12 protein-coding genes and 2 pseudogenes are annotated in these 13,733 nt (G+C 68.0%); 5 read left to right on the top strand and 9 right to left on the bottom strand.

What is annotated here, in order from left to right; genetic code table 11:
• The first annotated feature begins 13 nt into the window (after positions 1-13).
• Together G4G29_RS10980 and G4G29_RS10975 are read left to right on the top strand one after the other, a co-directional pair.
• Positions 14-799: an ABC transporter ATP-binding protein gene (locus tag G4G29_RS10980; RefSeq protein WP_183150152.1), complete on the top strand. Its 786-nt coding sequence runs from the start codon at positions 14-16 to the stop codon at positions 797-799.
• Positions 800-890: 91 nt separating this feature from the next.
• On the top strand, positions 891-1,148 hold the full coding sequence (locus G4G29_RS10975) for a type B 50S ribosomal protein L31 (RefSeq protein WP_021200734.1): 258 nt from the start codon (positions 891-893) through the stop codon (positions 1,146-1,148).
• Positions 1,149-1,222: 74 nt separating this feature from the next.
• Here G4G29_RS10975 and G4G29_RS10970 read toward each other — a convergent pair whose 3' ends face one another.
• From G4G29_RS10970 to G4G29_RS10960, 3 genes are read right to left on the bottom strand one after another with little or no spacing between them, the layout of a single operon-like run.
• The gene (locus tag G4G29_RS10970; protein ID WP_183150151.1) at positions 1,223-1,507 is read right to left on the bottom strand and encodes a hypothetical protein; all 285 of its coding nucleotides are present in this window, start codon (positions 1,505-1,507) and stop codon (positions 1,223-1,225) included.
• 54 nt (positions 1,508-1,561) lie between these two features.
• A complete protein-coding gene (locus G4G29_RS10965) occupies positions 1,562-2,815 on the bottom strand; it encodes an alpha/beta fold hydrolase (protein ID WP_202045227.1) in 1,254 nt (417 codons plus the stop codon).
• Complete coding sequence (locus tag G4G29_RS10960; RefSeq protein WP_183150149.1) at positions 2,812-4,815, bottom strand: DUF262 domain-containing protein; 2,004 nt, start codon at positions 4,813-4,815, stop codon at positions 2,812-2,814. Before G4G29_RS10960 ends, G4G29_RS10965 begins: the two co-directional genes overlap by 4 nt.
• A 176-nt stretch (positions 4,816-4,991) precedes the next feature.
• On the opposite strand from G4G29_RS10960, the gene G4G29_RS10955 reads away from it, so the two are divergent.
• Positions 4,992-5,765, top strand: coding sequence for a hypothetical protein (locus tag G4G29_RS10955; RefSeq protein WP_021200730.1), 774 nt, complete (start codon positions 4,992-4,994; stop codon positions 5,763-5,765).
• A 206-nt stretch (positions 5,766-5,971) separates the two neighbouring features.
• Positions 5,972-6,475: a DUF3145 domain-containing protein gene (locus G4G29_RS10950; RefSeq protein WP_183150148.1), complete on the top strand. Its 504-nt coding sequence runs from the start codon at positions 5,972-5,974 to the stop codon at positions 6,473-6,475.
• A 150-nt stretch (positions 6,476-6,625) separates the two neighbouring features.
• Here G4G29_RS10950 and G4G29_RS10945 read toward each other — a convergent pair whose 3' ends face one another.
• Complete coding sequence (locus G4G29_RS10945; RefSeq protein ID WP_183150147.1) at positions 6,626-8,029, bottom strand: PLP-dependent aminotransferase family protein; 1,404 nt, start codon at positions 8,027-8,029, stop codon at positions 6,626-6,628.
• Positions 8,030-8,124: 95 nt separating this feature from the next.
• On the opposite strand from G4G29_RS10945, the gene G4G29_RS10940 reads away from it, so the two are divergent.
• Complete coding sequence (locus G4G29_RS10940; protein WP_183150146.1) at positions 8,125-8,790, top strand: hypothetical protein; 666 nt, start codon at positions 8,125-8,127, stop codon at positions 8,788-8,790.
• A gap of 80 nt (positions 8,791-8,870) precedes the next feature.
• Here G4G29_RS10940 and G4G29_RS10935 read toward each other — a convergent pair.
• The 5 genes and pseudogenes from G4G29_RS10935 to G4G29_RS10915 all read right to left on the bottom strand — a co-directional run bounded on the left by G4G29_RS10935 (position 8,871) and on the right by G4G29_RS10915 (position 13,725).
• Positions 8,871-10,108 (bottom strand): annotated as a pseudogene (locus G4G29_RS10935) (beta-ketoacyl-[acyl-carrier-protein] synthase family protein).
• 96 nt (positions 10,109-10,204) lie between these two features.
• Complete coding sequence (locus G4G29_RS10930; protein ID WP_017202249.1) at positions 10,205-10,453, bottom strand: acyl carrier protein; 249 nt, start codon at positions 10,451-10,453, stop codon at positions 10,205-10,207.
• Between the two features lie 68 nt (positions 10,454-10,521).
• The gene (locus tag G4G29_RS10925) at positions 10,522-11,523 is read right to left on the bottom strand and encodes a beta-ketoacyl-ACP synthase III (RefSeq protein WP_183150145.1); all 1,002 of its coding nucleotides are present in this window, start codon (positions 11,521-11,523) and stop codon (positions 10,522-10,524) included.
• A pseudogene (locus tag G4G29_RS10920) lies at positions 11,520-12,438 on the bottom strand (ACP S-malonyltransferase). The gene G4G29_RS10925 and the pseudogene G4G29_RS10920 overlap by 4 nt, the downstream one beginning before the upstream one ends.
• Positions 12,439-12,528: 90 nt before the next feature.
• Positions 12,529-13,725 carry a helix-turn-helix domain-containing protein gene (locus tag G4G29_RS10915; RefSeq protein ID WP_183152814.1) on the bottom strand — a complete coding sequence of 399 codons (1,197 nt, stop codon included), beginning with the start codon at positions 13,723-13,725 and terminating at the stop codon, positions 12,529-12,531.
• Between the last annotated feature and the right edge of the window lie 8 nt (positions 13,726-13,733).

The following is a 13,733-nucleotide window of genomic DNA, read 5'->3' as shown; positions in this document are numbered from 1 at the left end:
ATAGGCTGGGAGCATGCCGAGCGCTCTGGAATTCACCGACGTCGTCGTGCGCCGTGAGGGGCGCAACATCATCGATCACGTGACGTGGGAGGTCGACGATGACCAGCGATGGGTGATCCTCGGCCCGAACGGCGCGGGCAAGACCACGCTTCTGCAGCTGGCCGACACGCTCATGCATCCGACGTCGGGAACGGTGACCGTGCTGGGGGAGACCCTCGGCCGCACCGATGTGTTCGAGGTGCGACCGCGCATCGGGTTCGCGTCATCCGCGATGGCGAAGCGCGTCCCCCGCGACGAGACCGTCCTCAACACCGTGCTCACCGCCGCGTACTCCGTTCTCGGTCGCTGGAACGAGAACTACGAGGACATCGATGAGCGTCGTGCGCTCCGCGTTCTCGGGGACTGGCGTCTCGACCACCTCGCCGACCGCACGTTCGGCACGCTCAGCGACGGCGAGCAGAAGAGGGTCCAGATCGCACGCGCGGTCATGACCGACCCCGAGCTGCTGCTCCTCGATGAGCCGACCGCCTCGCTCGATCTCGGCTCCCGGGAGGAGCTCCTCGCGCTTCTCAGCGGCTACGCGTCATCTCCGACCACTCCGGCGATGCTGATGGTGACCCACCATGTGGAGGAGATCCCCGTCGGGTTCACCCATGTGATGTTGATCCGCGACGGCGCGGTGGTCGCGGCAGGGCCGATCGCCGAGACGCTCACAGCGGAGACTCTCACCGACACGTTCGGCATGCCGATCGTGCTCAGCAGCGACGACGGACGCTACGCCGCCCGCGCGGCGTCCTGATCAGGGTCTGATAGAATCGACCCTTGGTGCTCTCTGCACCGCAGACTTCCCTCGTCCCTGGCACAATCCAGGGCAGCAACTAAGGAATCCCATGAAGACTGACATTCACCCCGAGTACAAGGCTGTCGTGTTCCGCGACCTCGGCTCGGGCGAGACGTTCCTCACCCGTTCGACCGTCTCGAGCGACAAGACCATCGAACTCGACGGCGTGGAGTACCCCGTCATCGACGTCGAGATCTCCTCGGCCTCGCACCCGTTCTACACGGGCAAGCAGCGCATCATGGACTCGGCCGGCCGCGTCGAGAAGTTCAACCAGCGCTTCAAGGGCTTCGGCGGCTCGTCCAAGTAACGACTGCCACGAAGAAGGCCCCATGCTCCTCGGAGCATGGGGCCTTCTTCGTGGTCGACTCCCCGGCGCGGTTCTCAGACGTCTATGACGATGCGACCGGCGTCGATGCGGTTCGGCGGATCGCCTGGCGCCGGCGCCGGCGCCGTCCGCTGCGTCTGGCGGTCCCGTTCCTGGCTCGCTTCATGCGCAGTGGGCGACCACACGCTGTCGAACACCCCCACCAGGCCGCCGTTCGCGACGTGCTCGTACTTCTTCTCCACCGGCTTGCGCGAGAACGTGTGCGTGAGACCCACGATCAGCAGGGCAGGACCCATGGCGAGCACGCCGATCACCGTCGCCCACGCCATCACGTCCTTCATGACAACAGGATAGGCAGCCTGGCGGGCAGCGGCATCCTCCTCGCGGGGGACACGTCAGCGGATGCGACGCCCCTGCGCGAGGTCGATGAGGCGCGAGAGCACAGGTCCCGAGCGGAGGCCGTTGTGCTCGTGCTCGCTGGTCTGCCAGAGCTGGACCCCGGGAATGAGCCTCGCCGTCTCGATCGAGAACTCGTACGGCACGTACACGTCGTTGACGTAGACGGCCGCCGCACCGGTCGCACCCGACGCGGTGATGGCTTCGGCGTCGTAGATGCGTGGCCACTCGAACTCCGCGAGGGCGAGCGTGACGTCTCGCCAGGGCCGGAACGCCGGAACGGTCTCGGTCCAGTCCCGGCGGATGTGCTCGCCCGTGAACAGGGTCGGGTCATCGCGGAAGTCCGTGGGTTCGGTGCGCTCGGCCGACCACCGGGTGGCGTGACCGTCGGCGTAACTCGACTCGTGGAAGGCGAAATACAGCGGGTTCCTGCCGTCGAACGGCATCGCGTGCAGGAGGTCGTACCGGAAGGCGTTCGAGGAGGGGTCGCGCTCGAGCAGGGACCAGACGGTCTGCCAACCGTCGTCCGTGCCGAGTGCGGAGCCCATCGAGCGGAGCCGCGAGCGGGAGACGACCTCGCCGTCGGGAAGCACGATGTCGCCGGCGTCGGCCAGGTCGATCAGACGTCGCATCGCGTCTCGGTGCTCGGGGAAGCGGCGGTAGTAGCGCTCGGACGCGACGCGCATCTTGTCGTAGCAGAGGGCGTAGACGTCGTCGGGGTGACGGCCCACGGCGCTGAGGCCGCCGGTGATGAAGACGTCCGCGAGGGAGGCGGCATCGGACGAGAGGTAGGCGAGGGTCGTGAAGCCGCCGAAGGACTGCCCGAGCACGCTCCAGGTGGGCGCTCCCAGGTGCTCGCGCATCGCCTCGCAGTCGCGCACGATCGCATCGGCGCGCAGATGAGTGAGGTGCTCGGCCACGGCTTCGGCGCCCTGCGCGAGACCGCGGTCGCCGACGGGAGTCGACTGCCCGGTGCCGCGCTGGTCGAGGAGCACCAGGCGGTAGTGGGCGAGCGCCTCATCGAGCCAGGCCGGGGACGTGGAGGAGTGGAATGGACGGGGAGCCTCGTGTCCTGGACCTCCCTGCAGGAAGACGAGGTAGGGGAGGGTCTCACCGCCTTCACGGGAGACCACGCGCGCGAAGATGTCGATGGTACGGGAGTCGGCGGGGTCGCCCCAGACGAGCGGGACGGTGAGCGTGTGCTCTTCGACGGTGAGATCCAGCAGCGTGCGGACGACTGTGCTCATGGTCACATCACATTCCCGATGTAGGAGTACTTGACGAAGACCTCCGAGGCGATGCCCGACTCCTCGAGCACGCCCTGCACGGCGGTCATCATGTAGTTGGAGTCCCAGCCCATGTAGAGGAAGTGCCCCTCGTCGAGTTCATCCCACTGCCCCTTCCAGGCCTTGTCCTGGTAGATCGGGCCGCCATGGGCGGCACAGTAAGCGAGTGCCGCGTCACGGGTGTCGGTCCAGGCCCGTCGGAAGACCCGGTTGAACAGGTACTTGACGTCGGGAACCTCCCAGCGCTCCCCGCGGTATTCGACGTAGTCGAACTCGCGCTCCCATCCGGTCGGCCACCCCCGGCGGCGGACGGCGTCCAAGATCGGCGTCAGGCCATCGTCGTCGATCTCCGGCAGTGCAGGCCGCGCCCAGACGCGGATCAGATCGGATGTGAGTGCGACGGTGCGCTGCGTGATCGCGGACGTGCCCCACGCCGTGACTTCGGCGAGGTCCCGCGTCGCGGGCACCGAGCTGCGGGCATAGGCCTCGGCCCGCTTGACCGGGAAGGCCGCGCCGAACACGCGCTCCGCGAGCGGCTGCTCCAGGAGCGTCAGATTGCCCAGGGTCGGTGCCAGCGCGCGGTGGCTGTTCTGCTCGTCCTCGGAGTACGCGCTCCAGGGGCGTTCCCCATCACCTGACCAGGCGTCGCCGGGAACCATCGGCACGATGTGCTCCACGTCGAAGGCGTCGAGGTTCTCCACGCCTTCCAGTCGCCCCAGGACGTAGGCGGGGTGAGGGAGCTCGCTGTACTTCAGCACGGCGCTCACGCGCTCGTCCGACGGGGTGATGCGGGCGAACGCACGAGCCAGGGAATCGCGTCCGTCGTCGCGCGCGCGGCACAGTCGGGCGATCAGGCGCTCGGCCGGAAGGTTGACCAGCGCTCGACGCAGGTACAACGTCTGCAGCCATTCCAGGGTCTCGATGAGCTCCGCCCTGTCGATGACGCCGCGGACGTGGTCGCTGTACGCACTCATCACGAGCGGGGCCGAAGAGCGGCCGAAAGTGGCCACGTGGCGCAGCTGCTGCGCGATCTCAGGGTCCTGCTCGCGGGAGGGGTCGAGGAGGATCCCGTAGATCTCCGCGTAGTGACGCCACTTGGCGGCATCAGCCTGCAGGTGGGCGATGTCGACCCGGGGGAAGGACTGGCGGAAGGCACTGTACACGCCGTGTTCACCGTTCGCGGCGACCTCCCTGCCGGTCACCAGCACGAGGTAGTGCCGCCAGAACGCGCCGATGGCTTCGCCCGTATGTTGTTCGATGGGCGCCCAGAACCGGTTCTCGACGTCGACCTGCTCCGCGTGGCTGAGCCCCATCAGGATGTAGTTGTGGATGAGCTCGTGATCGCGCAACGGCTCGCCCGTGGAGTTCAGACTCTCGAAGATCTGCTGCGCATTCGCCTTTGCGCCCAGCGTGATCGACACGTGCTCGAGCTTCTGCAGGCCTTCCCAGATGAGTGGCACCTCATCCGCGTGGATCTGGCTGCGGAAGAACGCGTAGTTGTCGTCGAAGCGGGATTCCCGGTCGGCGTCCCCACGGCGGTCGAGCACGACAGACTCATAGAGGTCGGCCCAGGCGTCGTGGGGGCGCAGCTTGGTGCGGGTCGGCGCATCGGCGCGCACCAGGACGCGTTCGAGCTCGGCGCCCAGCAGGGGATCGGAGTCGCGGACCGCATGATGCAACGCGGCGACGAGCAGCATGAGCGTGGTGATGCGCTGCTGCCCGTCGATGAGGATCAGAGCCGCGTCGGCGGATGTGCCGTCCTCCGCAGAGAGGATCGAACCGATGAAGTGACGGTGCGCCTGGTCTTCCCGGGCGACGGCGCGGATGTCGGAGAGGAGCCGCTCGCACCCGCCGATGTCCCAGCGGTACTGGCGCTGATAGACCGGGACCACGATCGTGGTGGTTCCCGTCGCGAGCCACTCGATCGTGTTGACTGCTGTCGCCTCGACGTTGGTCGCGGTGCTCATGCTGGTGTCTCGTCCTCCCGTAGCGACGGGTGCCGAGGCCTCGCCGGGCGCCCCGATCAGTCTATTCGGTTATGCACGGCCGACCTCCGGAGGGCGCGCAGGCTTCGCTGTTAGGCTTGCCTTATCAGGGCCTGTTAAAACGTGCTGGCCCCCGATGAAAGGAACATGACTCGATCATGGGTTACATCAAGTCTGCTGCGCTCGAGGAAAAGGGATTCGTCGTCCTCGACAGCTACAACCAGGAGCTCGACCCCAAGGAGTGGCTCGACATCGAGTACAACGACTGGAAGTCGTCGGGGGACACCCGTTTCGCCCCGCTCGCCAGTGCCTTCGGTGACATCGAGTGCAACGGCTTCTGGAACCACAAGCCACCGCGCACCGACAAGGACGGCGTCTGGATCGACTCGCAGACCGAGAAGGCCCCGAACCTGACGCGCCGTGCGCAGGAGCCGGGCGCCAACGTCGGTCGCTGCCGCGTGATCGAGCTGCAGCCGACGCCCTACGGCGACTGCCTCTACAACCTGCACCAGGACGACAACAACCGCCTGAACCCCGACGGCACCGGCTGGGTGGTCCGCGGGTTCTTCAACCTGACCGACGACAAGGACAGCTACTTCGTCCTGCGCGAGAACCGCACCGACCCGAGCATCGAGTACCGCATCGCCCTTCCGGCCGGCGCGCAGCTCATCGTCGACACGCAGCGTCTGTGGCACGCCGCCACGCACAACGGCACGGAGCCGCGCTATTGCCTGATCACGTCGTGGACCTCTGGCCCCGAGCTCGACGCCTACATCGAGAAGTACCACGGCACCGACGATGTGCCCAACTACGAGGTCGACCAGGAGACGCTCGAGTTCGGTTACGCCGAGCAGGCGCGCAAGGATGCTGCGCGCGCGGCCTACTACGCCGCGAAGGGCCAGCAGGTCAAGCAGGCCATGAGCGAGGCCTGATCCTCTCTCGCTGAGCTCCGACCCGTTCGGTCGCCGAGCTCGTCGAAGCGCACGAAGGCCCCGGTCCGCGCGACCGGGGCCTTCGTGATGAATGACACGCTTGTGATTTCCGACGAACTCGGCGAGAATGGGCGCATAACCGCATATTCTCGCCACTTCGTGGTTCAGGTCGTTGGGGAAGACGCACCTGATGAAACGGAGAGATCATGGCGACGGCTTACGCACGCGGAGTGGTGTTCATCCACTCTGCGCCTCGCGCGCTCTGCCCGCACCTCGAATGGGCGGTGGGTCGCGCTATCGGGCGTGCAGTGAACTTCGACTGGACCGAACAGCCGGTGCTCGAGGGTGCGCGGCGCGCCGAGTTCTACTGGGACGGTCCGGTCGGTACCGGTGCTGCCCTCGCGACATCGATCCGCGGATGGGAGCACCTCCGTTTCGAGGTGACCGAAGACCCGACGCCCCGAAGCGACGGAGGGCGCTGGTTGCACACTCCCGATCTCGGGATCCACTACGCGCAGACCGACGCGGCGGGCAACATCGTCATCGGTGAGGACCGCATCCGGTACGCGATGGAGATCGCGGCCGGGAGTGCCGTCGAGCTCCAGCGCGAGCTCGACATCGCTCTCGGCTCCGCCTGGGACGAGGAGCTCGAGCCGTTCCGCCATGCCAGCGATGACGCACGGGTCGTCTGGCTCCACAAGGTCGGCTAGTCCGGCACCGCAGGCCGGGAGCGGGGGAGGCGTGAGTATCGGATGCCGGTGAATCATCCCGGACGCTGAGAAGACGTATCCCCGCTCCGCACGACGAGGACCCCGCCCCGCGAACCGAGGTGGGGTCCTCGTCGTGTGGGGCCGTCGAGGTCATATGACGGCGGCGTGCTCCAGTTCGTCGGGACGCGACGACGCCCCTCCCCGAACGTCGTCCCAGGCCAGCGCCAATCGCTGCATGGCATCCGTCGCGCGCTCGGGCGGGAGGGTGATGGGTATCCGCAGCCGCCGTTCGAGCACCCCGCCGGTCGTGAAGCGAGGGCCGGGTGGGAGGATCAGACGTCGTTCGCGGGCGGCGAGAGACAGGGCGGTCGACAGCGGGGTGCCGATGTCGATCCAGGCGGAGAGCCCACCGGGAGTGGGCGGCATCGAGAAGCCGGGGATCCGGGCGACGCCGGCTTCGACCGCAGCGCGGCCTTCCTGGAGTCGGCGGCGCACATGGGCCGTGAGCGCGGGCATGTCGCTCAGCAGCTCCACCGCGATGCACTGTTCCAACAGGGCGGTCCCGAGTTCGAACGACGGGCGCACGGCCAGTAGACGAGCGATGATCGAGCGCTCGGCGCGGATCCAACCGATGCGCATGCCGCCCCAGGCGATCTTCGACATCGATCCGACGGTGATGACGTTGGGACCGTTCGCGCCCATCGGGGCGGGTGACCATCCCCGGTCGATGTCGAGCTCGGTGGTGGTCTCATCGACGATGAGATGCGTACCGACGTTGCGCGCCGTCGTCACCAGGCGCGAGCGCTCCTCGTCGGGGAGTGTCGCACCGGTCGGGTTGTGGAAGTCGGGGATCAGGTAGGCGACATGGGGTCGCACGCTCAGGAGTGTGTCGTTCAGGTGCCGCGTGTCCCAGCCGTCCACGTCGACGGGCGTCGGCACGAGCCGGTACCCGTGGCGGTGCAGGGCTTCCAGAGCGTGGGGGAACGTCGGCTGCTCGACGAGTGCCCGCTCGCCCCGCCGGCCGATCCCCGTCAGGATCAGGTTCACGGCGTTCAGTGCGCCCGAGGTGATGATGATCTCCTCGGCGGAGGTCGGCGCACCGCGTTCGGTGAAGCGCTGCGCGACCGCGTCGCGGAGCTCGGGAAGACCTTGCAGCGAGTACCCGCTCGTACCGCGCAGTGCGGCGAGACGCGGAAGTGATCGCACCGTCGCATCGTAGAGTCCCGGAGTCGAGTCCATCGATGCGATCGACAGGTCGATCGCATCGTCGATGGCGTCGGAACCCGGCGCAGCGTGGCCGTGCGGGAGCGTCACGCGGGTGCTGCCGCCGTGCAGGCGCGAGACGTAGCCGTCGGAGTCCAGCAGCCCGTAGGCGCGAGTGATCGTCGAGCGGGAGCGCCGTAGTTCGAGCGCGAGGGCGCGCTCGCTGGGCAGACGCTCGCCCACGGTGAGTCGTCCGTCCAGGATCAGTGCACGGATCCCATCGGCCAGGGTGGCCGCGCCCGCTCCGGCGATGTTGGTCGCTCCGAGCTGTTCCACGAGTCGTGATCCCATGTTTCCAGCATGGCCTAAAGTGGCCTGGAAAACGCAGACCACTTTCCCGAGAGTGGTCTCCCTGATGGAGTGGACGAAGACGTCAGAGTGGAGTCATGTTCCTCTGTGCTGTCCTCCTGCCTGTCACTGCCACATCACCGCGAGACCTCATCGAGCGCCTCGTGCAGCTGGTGGTCGGACTGTTCCTCTACGGGGTGGCGCTCGGCTTCATGGTGCGCGGCGGCATCGGCGTCTCGCCGTGGGACGTCCTGGCACTGGGCCTGGCGGGACAGACGGGGGTCGGCTACGGCGTCATGACGGTGTTGATCTCGATCGCCGTGCTGCTGCTCTGGATTCCGCTACGGCAGCGCGTGGGCCTCGGGACAGTGTTGAACGCGCTCCTGGTGGGTCCCAGCGCCGATCTCGCTCTCGCGGTCATCCCCACGCCTGACTCGGTCTGGATCGGCGCCCCCATGTTCGTGTTCGGCATGCTGCTGCTCGCCTTCGCAACAGGCCTGTACATCGCCGCGGACTTCGGCCCTGGCCCGCGCGACGGTCTGATGACCGGGCTGGTGAGGCGCACCGGCTGGGCGGTGTGGCTCGTGCGCACCCTGATCGAAGGCGGCGTGCTGCTCGTCGGATTCCTGCTGGGTGGACCCGTGGGCGTCGGCACGGTGCTCTTCGCGTTCGGCATCGGACCACTCATCGGATGGTTCCTGCCACGCGTCACGCGCATGCGCGAGTCGCGCTCTCGCCAGCTAGCCTCGGCACCCCGCACCTGACGCGCTGCGGCGGACGCCGTGCACCGAAGACGAAGAGAGCCCCTCGGAATCCCGAGGGGCTCTCTTCGTGTCCGCGGAGGTCAGTCGGTGCCGGCGACCACCAGAACGGCGTTGTGTCCACCGAATCCGAAGGAGTTGCTGATCGCGATCTGCGGTCCGTCACCGAGCGGCGTCGCCTCCCCGGACAGCCGGAACGGCACAGCCGGGTCGGGCTCTGTCATGTTGATCGTCGGCGGTGCGACGCGATCGCGCAGGGCGAGGAGCGAGAAGATCGCCTCGAGCGCGCCGGTGCCGCCGAGCAGATGCCCGGTGGATGCCTTCGTCGCAGATACCGGGATCTCGTCGATCCGATCGCCGAACACCTTCTTGAGCGCGACGTACTCGTTGGGGTCGCCGACCGGCGTCGAGGTCGCGTGCGCGTTGATGTGCGTGACCTGGTCGGCGGTGATGCCGGCCTCCTCGAGCGCCTGGGTGACGGCGCGCGCTGCGCCCTTTCCCTCGGGGTCGTTACCGGTGATGTGGTACGCGTCGGCCGTGACGCCGCCGCCGAGCACATAGCCGTAGATCTTCGCGCCGCGCGCCGTGGCATGCTCCTCGGTCTCGAGGATCAGCGCGGCGGCTCCCTCACCCATCACGAAGCCGTCTCGGTCGATCGCGCCGGGGCGGGAGGCGTGAGCAGGGTCGTCGTTGCGACGTGAGAGCGCCTGCGCCGAGGCGAAGGAGGCCATCGTGATCGGGTGGATCGCGGACTCGGTCCCACCGGCGATGACGACGTCGGCCAGGCCGTCCTGGAGGTGGTGGTATATGTGGATGATGGACTCGGTGCTGGACGCGCACGCGCTGACGACGGTCTGCGCGTAGGCGCGGGCCTCGAACTGCAGCGAGAGGTTGCCCGCAGCAGCGTTCGGCATCAGCATCGGCACCGTGAGCGGCATGACCCGGCGCGGGCCCTTCTCACGGAGCGTGTCCCAGGCGTCGAGCAGCGTCCACAGGCCGCCGATCCCGGTGGCGAAATCCACGCCGAGGCGTTCGGGGTCGACCGCGGGGAACCGGCGTCCGCCCAGGCCTCGCGCGCGGCGATGAGCGCGAACTGCGAGGAGGGGTCGAGGCGCTTCGCCTCGTGACGGGGGAGAACCTCTTCCGGACGCACGATCGCCTCTGCGGCGAAGGTGACGGGCAGCTCGTACTGCTGGACCCAGTCGTGTTCGAGGGTGCGGGTGCCGGACATGCCGGCCAGCAGATTCGTCCAGTTCTCGGGGGCCGTGCCGCCGATGGCGGACGTGGCGCCGATGCCGGTGACGACGATGCGCTTGGTCATGGGGTGTGGTTCCTTGTCGAAACGAAGTCGAACGAGTGGGAGGGCAGGGCGGAGGATGCCACACCCCGCGATCGCAGGGGTGGCATCCTGCCGGGATTACTCCTGACCCGCGACGATGAAGTTGACGGCGTCGCCGACGGTCTTCAGGTTCTTGACCTCGTCGTCGGGGATGGTGACGCCGAACTTCTCCTCGGCGTTGACGACGATCGTCATCATCGAGATCGAGTCGATGTCGAGGTCGTCGGTGAACGACTTCTCCAGCGCGACCTCGGAGGCGTTGATGCCGGTCTCGTCGGTGATCAGTTCTGCGAGGCCGGCGAGGACCTCATCGTTGGTGAAAGCCATGTGGTCTTCCTCTTTCTTGCGGGTTGTTTTCGGAACCGTGGAACAGTCTAGGGAAGGTCAGCGCATTCTCAGGGAAGGACGACGACCTGTGCGGCGAACACGAGTCCTGCGCCGAATCCGATCTGCAGCGCGAGGCCGCCGGAGAGTTCGGGGTGCTCGGCCATCAGCCGGTGGCTCGCCAGGGGGATCGATGCGGCCGAGGTGTTGCCCGTGGTCTCGATGTCACGGGCGATCACCGTGGTCTCCGGCAGCTTCAGCTGCTTGGCGAACTCGTCGATGATGCGCATGTTCGCCTGGTGCGGGATGAACGCCGCGATGTCGGTCGGTTCGACGCCCGCTCTGTCGAGCGCCTCGCGCGCGACCTTGGCCATCTCCCAGACCGCCCAGCGGAAGACCGTCTGGCCCTCCTGGCGGAGGGTGGGCCACGGCACCACGCCGTCCCGGAAGTCGGTGAGAATGCCGTTCATGCCCACGGCGTCGGCCTTGGAGCCGTCGGAGCCCCAGACCGCGGGTGCGATGCCCGGCGTGTCGCTCGGACCGAGCAGCGCGGCCCCCGCGCCGTCGCCGAGGAGGAACGAGATGCTGCGATCGGTCGGGTCCACCACGTCGGACAGCTTCTCGGTGCCGATCACGAGGGCATACCGTGCCGCGCCGGCCTTGATCAGCGCGTCGGCCTGTGCGATTGCGTAGGCGTAACCCGCGCACGCCGCGTTGATGTCGTACGCCGCTGCGGGATTCGCCCCGACACGGTCCGCGACGATCGCCGAGACCGACGGCGTCTGCTTCGGATTGCTGATGGTCGCGACGATCACCAGATCGACCTGGTCGGCGGCGACGCCGGACCTCTCGATGGCTTCGGCTGCTGCCGCGGTCGCGAGGTCGATCGCGTCAGTGCCCTTGTCGGCGCGGGCGCGAGTGACGATACCGGTGCGCTGGCGGATCCACTCGTCGCTGGAGTCGATCGGACCGATCAGGTCTTCGTTCGGCACCGCGTTCTCACCGCGGGCAGCACCGTAGGAGTAGATGCGCGTGTACGCGGGACCTGTGGCCTGGGCGAGGGTGACGCTCATGCGGCTGCTCCGTTCAGCAGCGCGACGGCTGCGTCGAGGTCTTCGGGGGTCTTCACGGCGACGGTCGGTACGCCGCGGAGACCGCGCTTCGCGAGCCCCACGAGGGCACCGGCCGGGGCGAGTTCGATCACGCCGGTGACTCCGGCATCGGCGAAGGACTGCATGCACAGGTCCCACCGCACGGGGACGAGACCTGGTCGACGAGGTAGTCGAGCGCCTGCGCGCCGTCGGCGACAGCGGAGCCGTCACGATTGGTCCACAGCGTGATGTCGGGGTCCTGGGGATCGACGTCCGCGACCGCGTCGCGGAGCGCGGAGACCGCTGCGGCCATGTAGCGGGTGTGGAATGCGCCGGCGACCTGCAGGGGATGACGCGCGTGCCCTTCACCGGCTCCTCCGCGAGGGCGGCCAGGGCAGGGAGCGCACCGGCGACCACGATCTGGCCACCTCCGTTGTAGTTGGCGGGGGAGAGGTCGAGCTCGGCGAGACGGGCGAGGAGGGTCTCCTCGTCGCCGCCGAGAACCGCGCTCATGCCGGTCTGCTCCTGCGCAGCCGCATCGGCCATCGCGCGGCCACGGATACCCACCAGACGCATACCGGTGTCGGCATCGATCACCGTGCTCCCGACGAGTGCGGCGATCTCGCCGACCGAGTGTCCGGCGATGCCGTCGGCGCGTCGACCCGCCCGCTGCGTGAGGGCGTCACCGGCGATCAGCGACGCGGCCACGATGAGGGGCTGCGCGATGCGCGTATCCCGGATCGTGTCGGCGTCGGACACCGTGCCGTGTTCGCGAAGATCGACTCCGGCGGCGTCCGAGTATGCGGCGAGGCGTTCGGTCACCCCGTCGAGCTCGAGCCAAGGGGCGAGGAATCCGGGGGTCTGCGAGCCCTGACCTGGGCATAAGACGACAATCACCCACCCAGTCTGCCAACGTTTGCGGCAGAGCGGTGGATGATCCATCACAAGATTCGGAAAAACCCTTGTGTGTGGCGTACAAACACGCGCTCAGCGCTGCGGGCGCCGGAGCGGTGCGCGTCGACGTACCTGATCCGCGGCGCCGATCGACCCGAGGATCAAGGCCGTCTGCAGGATGAGCGCTTCGCGAGGGCCGGTGGCGTCCCAGCCGATGACCTCGCTCACGCGCTTGAGCCGGTAGCGCACGGTGTTGGGGTGCACGAAGAGCTCCCGCGCCGTCGCCTCGAGGGACCGGCCGTTGTCGAGGTAGCTCCACAGGGTGGTGACCAGATCGGTGGAGTGCGCCTGAAGGGGACGGTAGATGCGCTCGATCAGAGTCTGCTTCGCCAGCGGGTCGCCGGCGAGGGCCCGTTCGGGGAGAAGGTCGTCGGCCTCGACCGGACGGGGAGCGCCACGCCATGCTCTGGCGACAGCGAACCCCGCGAGCGCGGCACGAGCGCTCTGGCTCGCGTCCACGAGTGCGGCCACGGCCGGTCCGAGCACGACGTATCCCGGTCCGAACGACGGCTCGAGGCGAGTGGCGATCTCCTGGAACCCGAGTTCATCGTCCTCACCCTCCTGGCCCTCGGCGCGAGCGCGTCCGAGCACGAGGACGAGCCGAGAACCCTGCACGCCGATGAGCACGTCGACAGCGAGCTTCCTGGCAGTTCGACGGACGAGATCCACATCGAACTGCGGGGGCGTCGTGCCGACCAGCACGGCGACCTCGCCATGACCGTGCCATCCGAGGGCGGCGATCCGGCTCGGGAGCTCTTCGTCCGCCTCTCCGGTGAGGATCGAGTCGACGACGAGGGCTTCGAGGCGGGCGTCCCAGAGCCCACGCGCCTCGGCGGCTCGCGCATACACATCTGCCGCAGCGAAGGCCACATCGCGCGAATAGAGCAGGATCGCCTCGCGGAGATCGTCTCCTCGCCCGGCGACGCGCTCCTCGGTGACCTCGACCGTCACGCGGATGAGCTGGAGCGTCTGCTGGAGGCTGACACTCCGCAGCAGTTCTCGGGGAGCCGCGGCGAAGATGTCGGCGGCGATCCACGGCGTGGAGGTGGGATCTTCGTACCACTGGATGAACGACGTGATGCCCGCCTGCGCCACCAGCCCGACCGCAGAGCGGCGGGCCGGTGGCATGTCGGCGTACCACGGGAGGGTGTCCTCCAGGCGCTTGATCGTCACCGAGGCGATGTCACCGGAGATCCGGCGCAGCCAGGTGAGCGTCGCGGCCTTGTCCATGCCGGAAG

This window comes from Microbacterium sp. Se63.02b (genome assembly GCF_014171575.1).
Taxonomy (GTDB): domain Bacteria; phylum Actinomycetota; class Actinomycetes; order Actinomycetales; family Microbacteriaceae; genus Microbacterium.
Note: the sequence above shows the minus strand (reverse complement) of the source record. Positions and strands in the feature narration are given on the sequence as shown.

Excerpts from the sequence above, each read along its gene's own strand:
- G4G29_RS10980 (WP_183150152.1), top strand. The coding sequence starts at position 14 with ATGCCGAGCGCTCTGGAATTCACCGACGTCGTCGTGCGCCGTGAGGGG.
- G4G29_RS10975 (WP_021200734.1), top strand. The coding sequence starts at position 891 with ATGAAGACTGACATTCACCCCGAGTACAAGGCTGTCGTGTTCCGCGAC.
- G4G29_RS10970 (WP_183150151.1), bottom strand. The coding sequence starts at position 1,507 with ATGAAGGACGTGATGGCGTGGGCGACGGTGATCGGCGTGCTCGCCATG.
- G4G29_RS10960 (WP_183150149.1), bottom strand. The coding sequence starts at position 4,815 with ATGAGCACCGCGACCAACGTCGAGGCGACAGCAGTCAACACGATCGAG.
- G4G29_RS10955 (WP_021200730.1), top strand. The coding sequence starts at position 4,992 with ATGGGTTACATCAAGTCTGCTGCGCTCGAGGAAAAGGGATTCGTCGTC.
- G4G29_RS10950 (WP_183150148.1), top strand. The coding sequence starts at position 5,972 with ATGGCGACGGCTTACGCACGCGGAGTGGTGTTCATCCACTCTGCGCCT.
- G4G29_RS10945 (WP_183150147.1), bottom strand. The coding sequence starts at position 8,029 with ATGGGATCACGACTCGTGGAACAGCTCGGAGCGACCAACATCGCCGGA.
- G4G29_RS10940 (WP_183150146.1), top strand. The coding sequence starts at position 8,125 with ATGTTCCTCTGTGCTGTCCTCCTGCCTGTCACTGCCACATCACCGCGA.
- G4G29_RS10930 (WP_017202249.1), bottom strand. The coding sequence starts at position 10,453 with ATGGCTTTCACCAACGATGAGGTCCTCGCCGGCCTCGCAGAACTGATC.
- G4G29_RS10925 (WP_183150145.1), bottom strand. The coding sequence starts at position 11,523 with ATGAGCGTCACCCTCGCCCAGGCCACAGGTCCCGCGTACACGCGCATC.
- G4G29_RS10915 (WP_183152814.1), bottom strand. The coding sequence starts at position 13,725 with ATGGACAAGGCCGCGACGCTCACCTGGCTGCGCCGGATCTCCGGTGAC.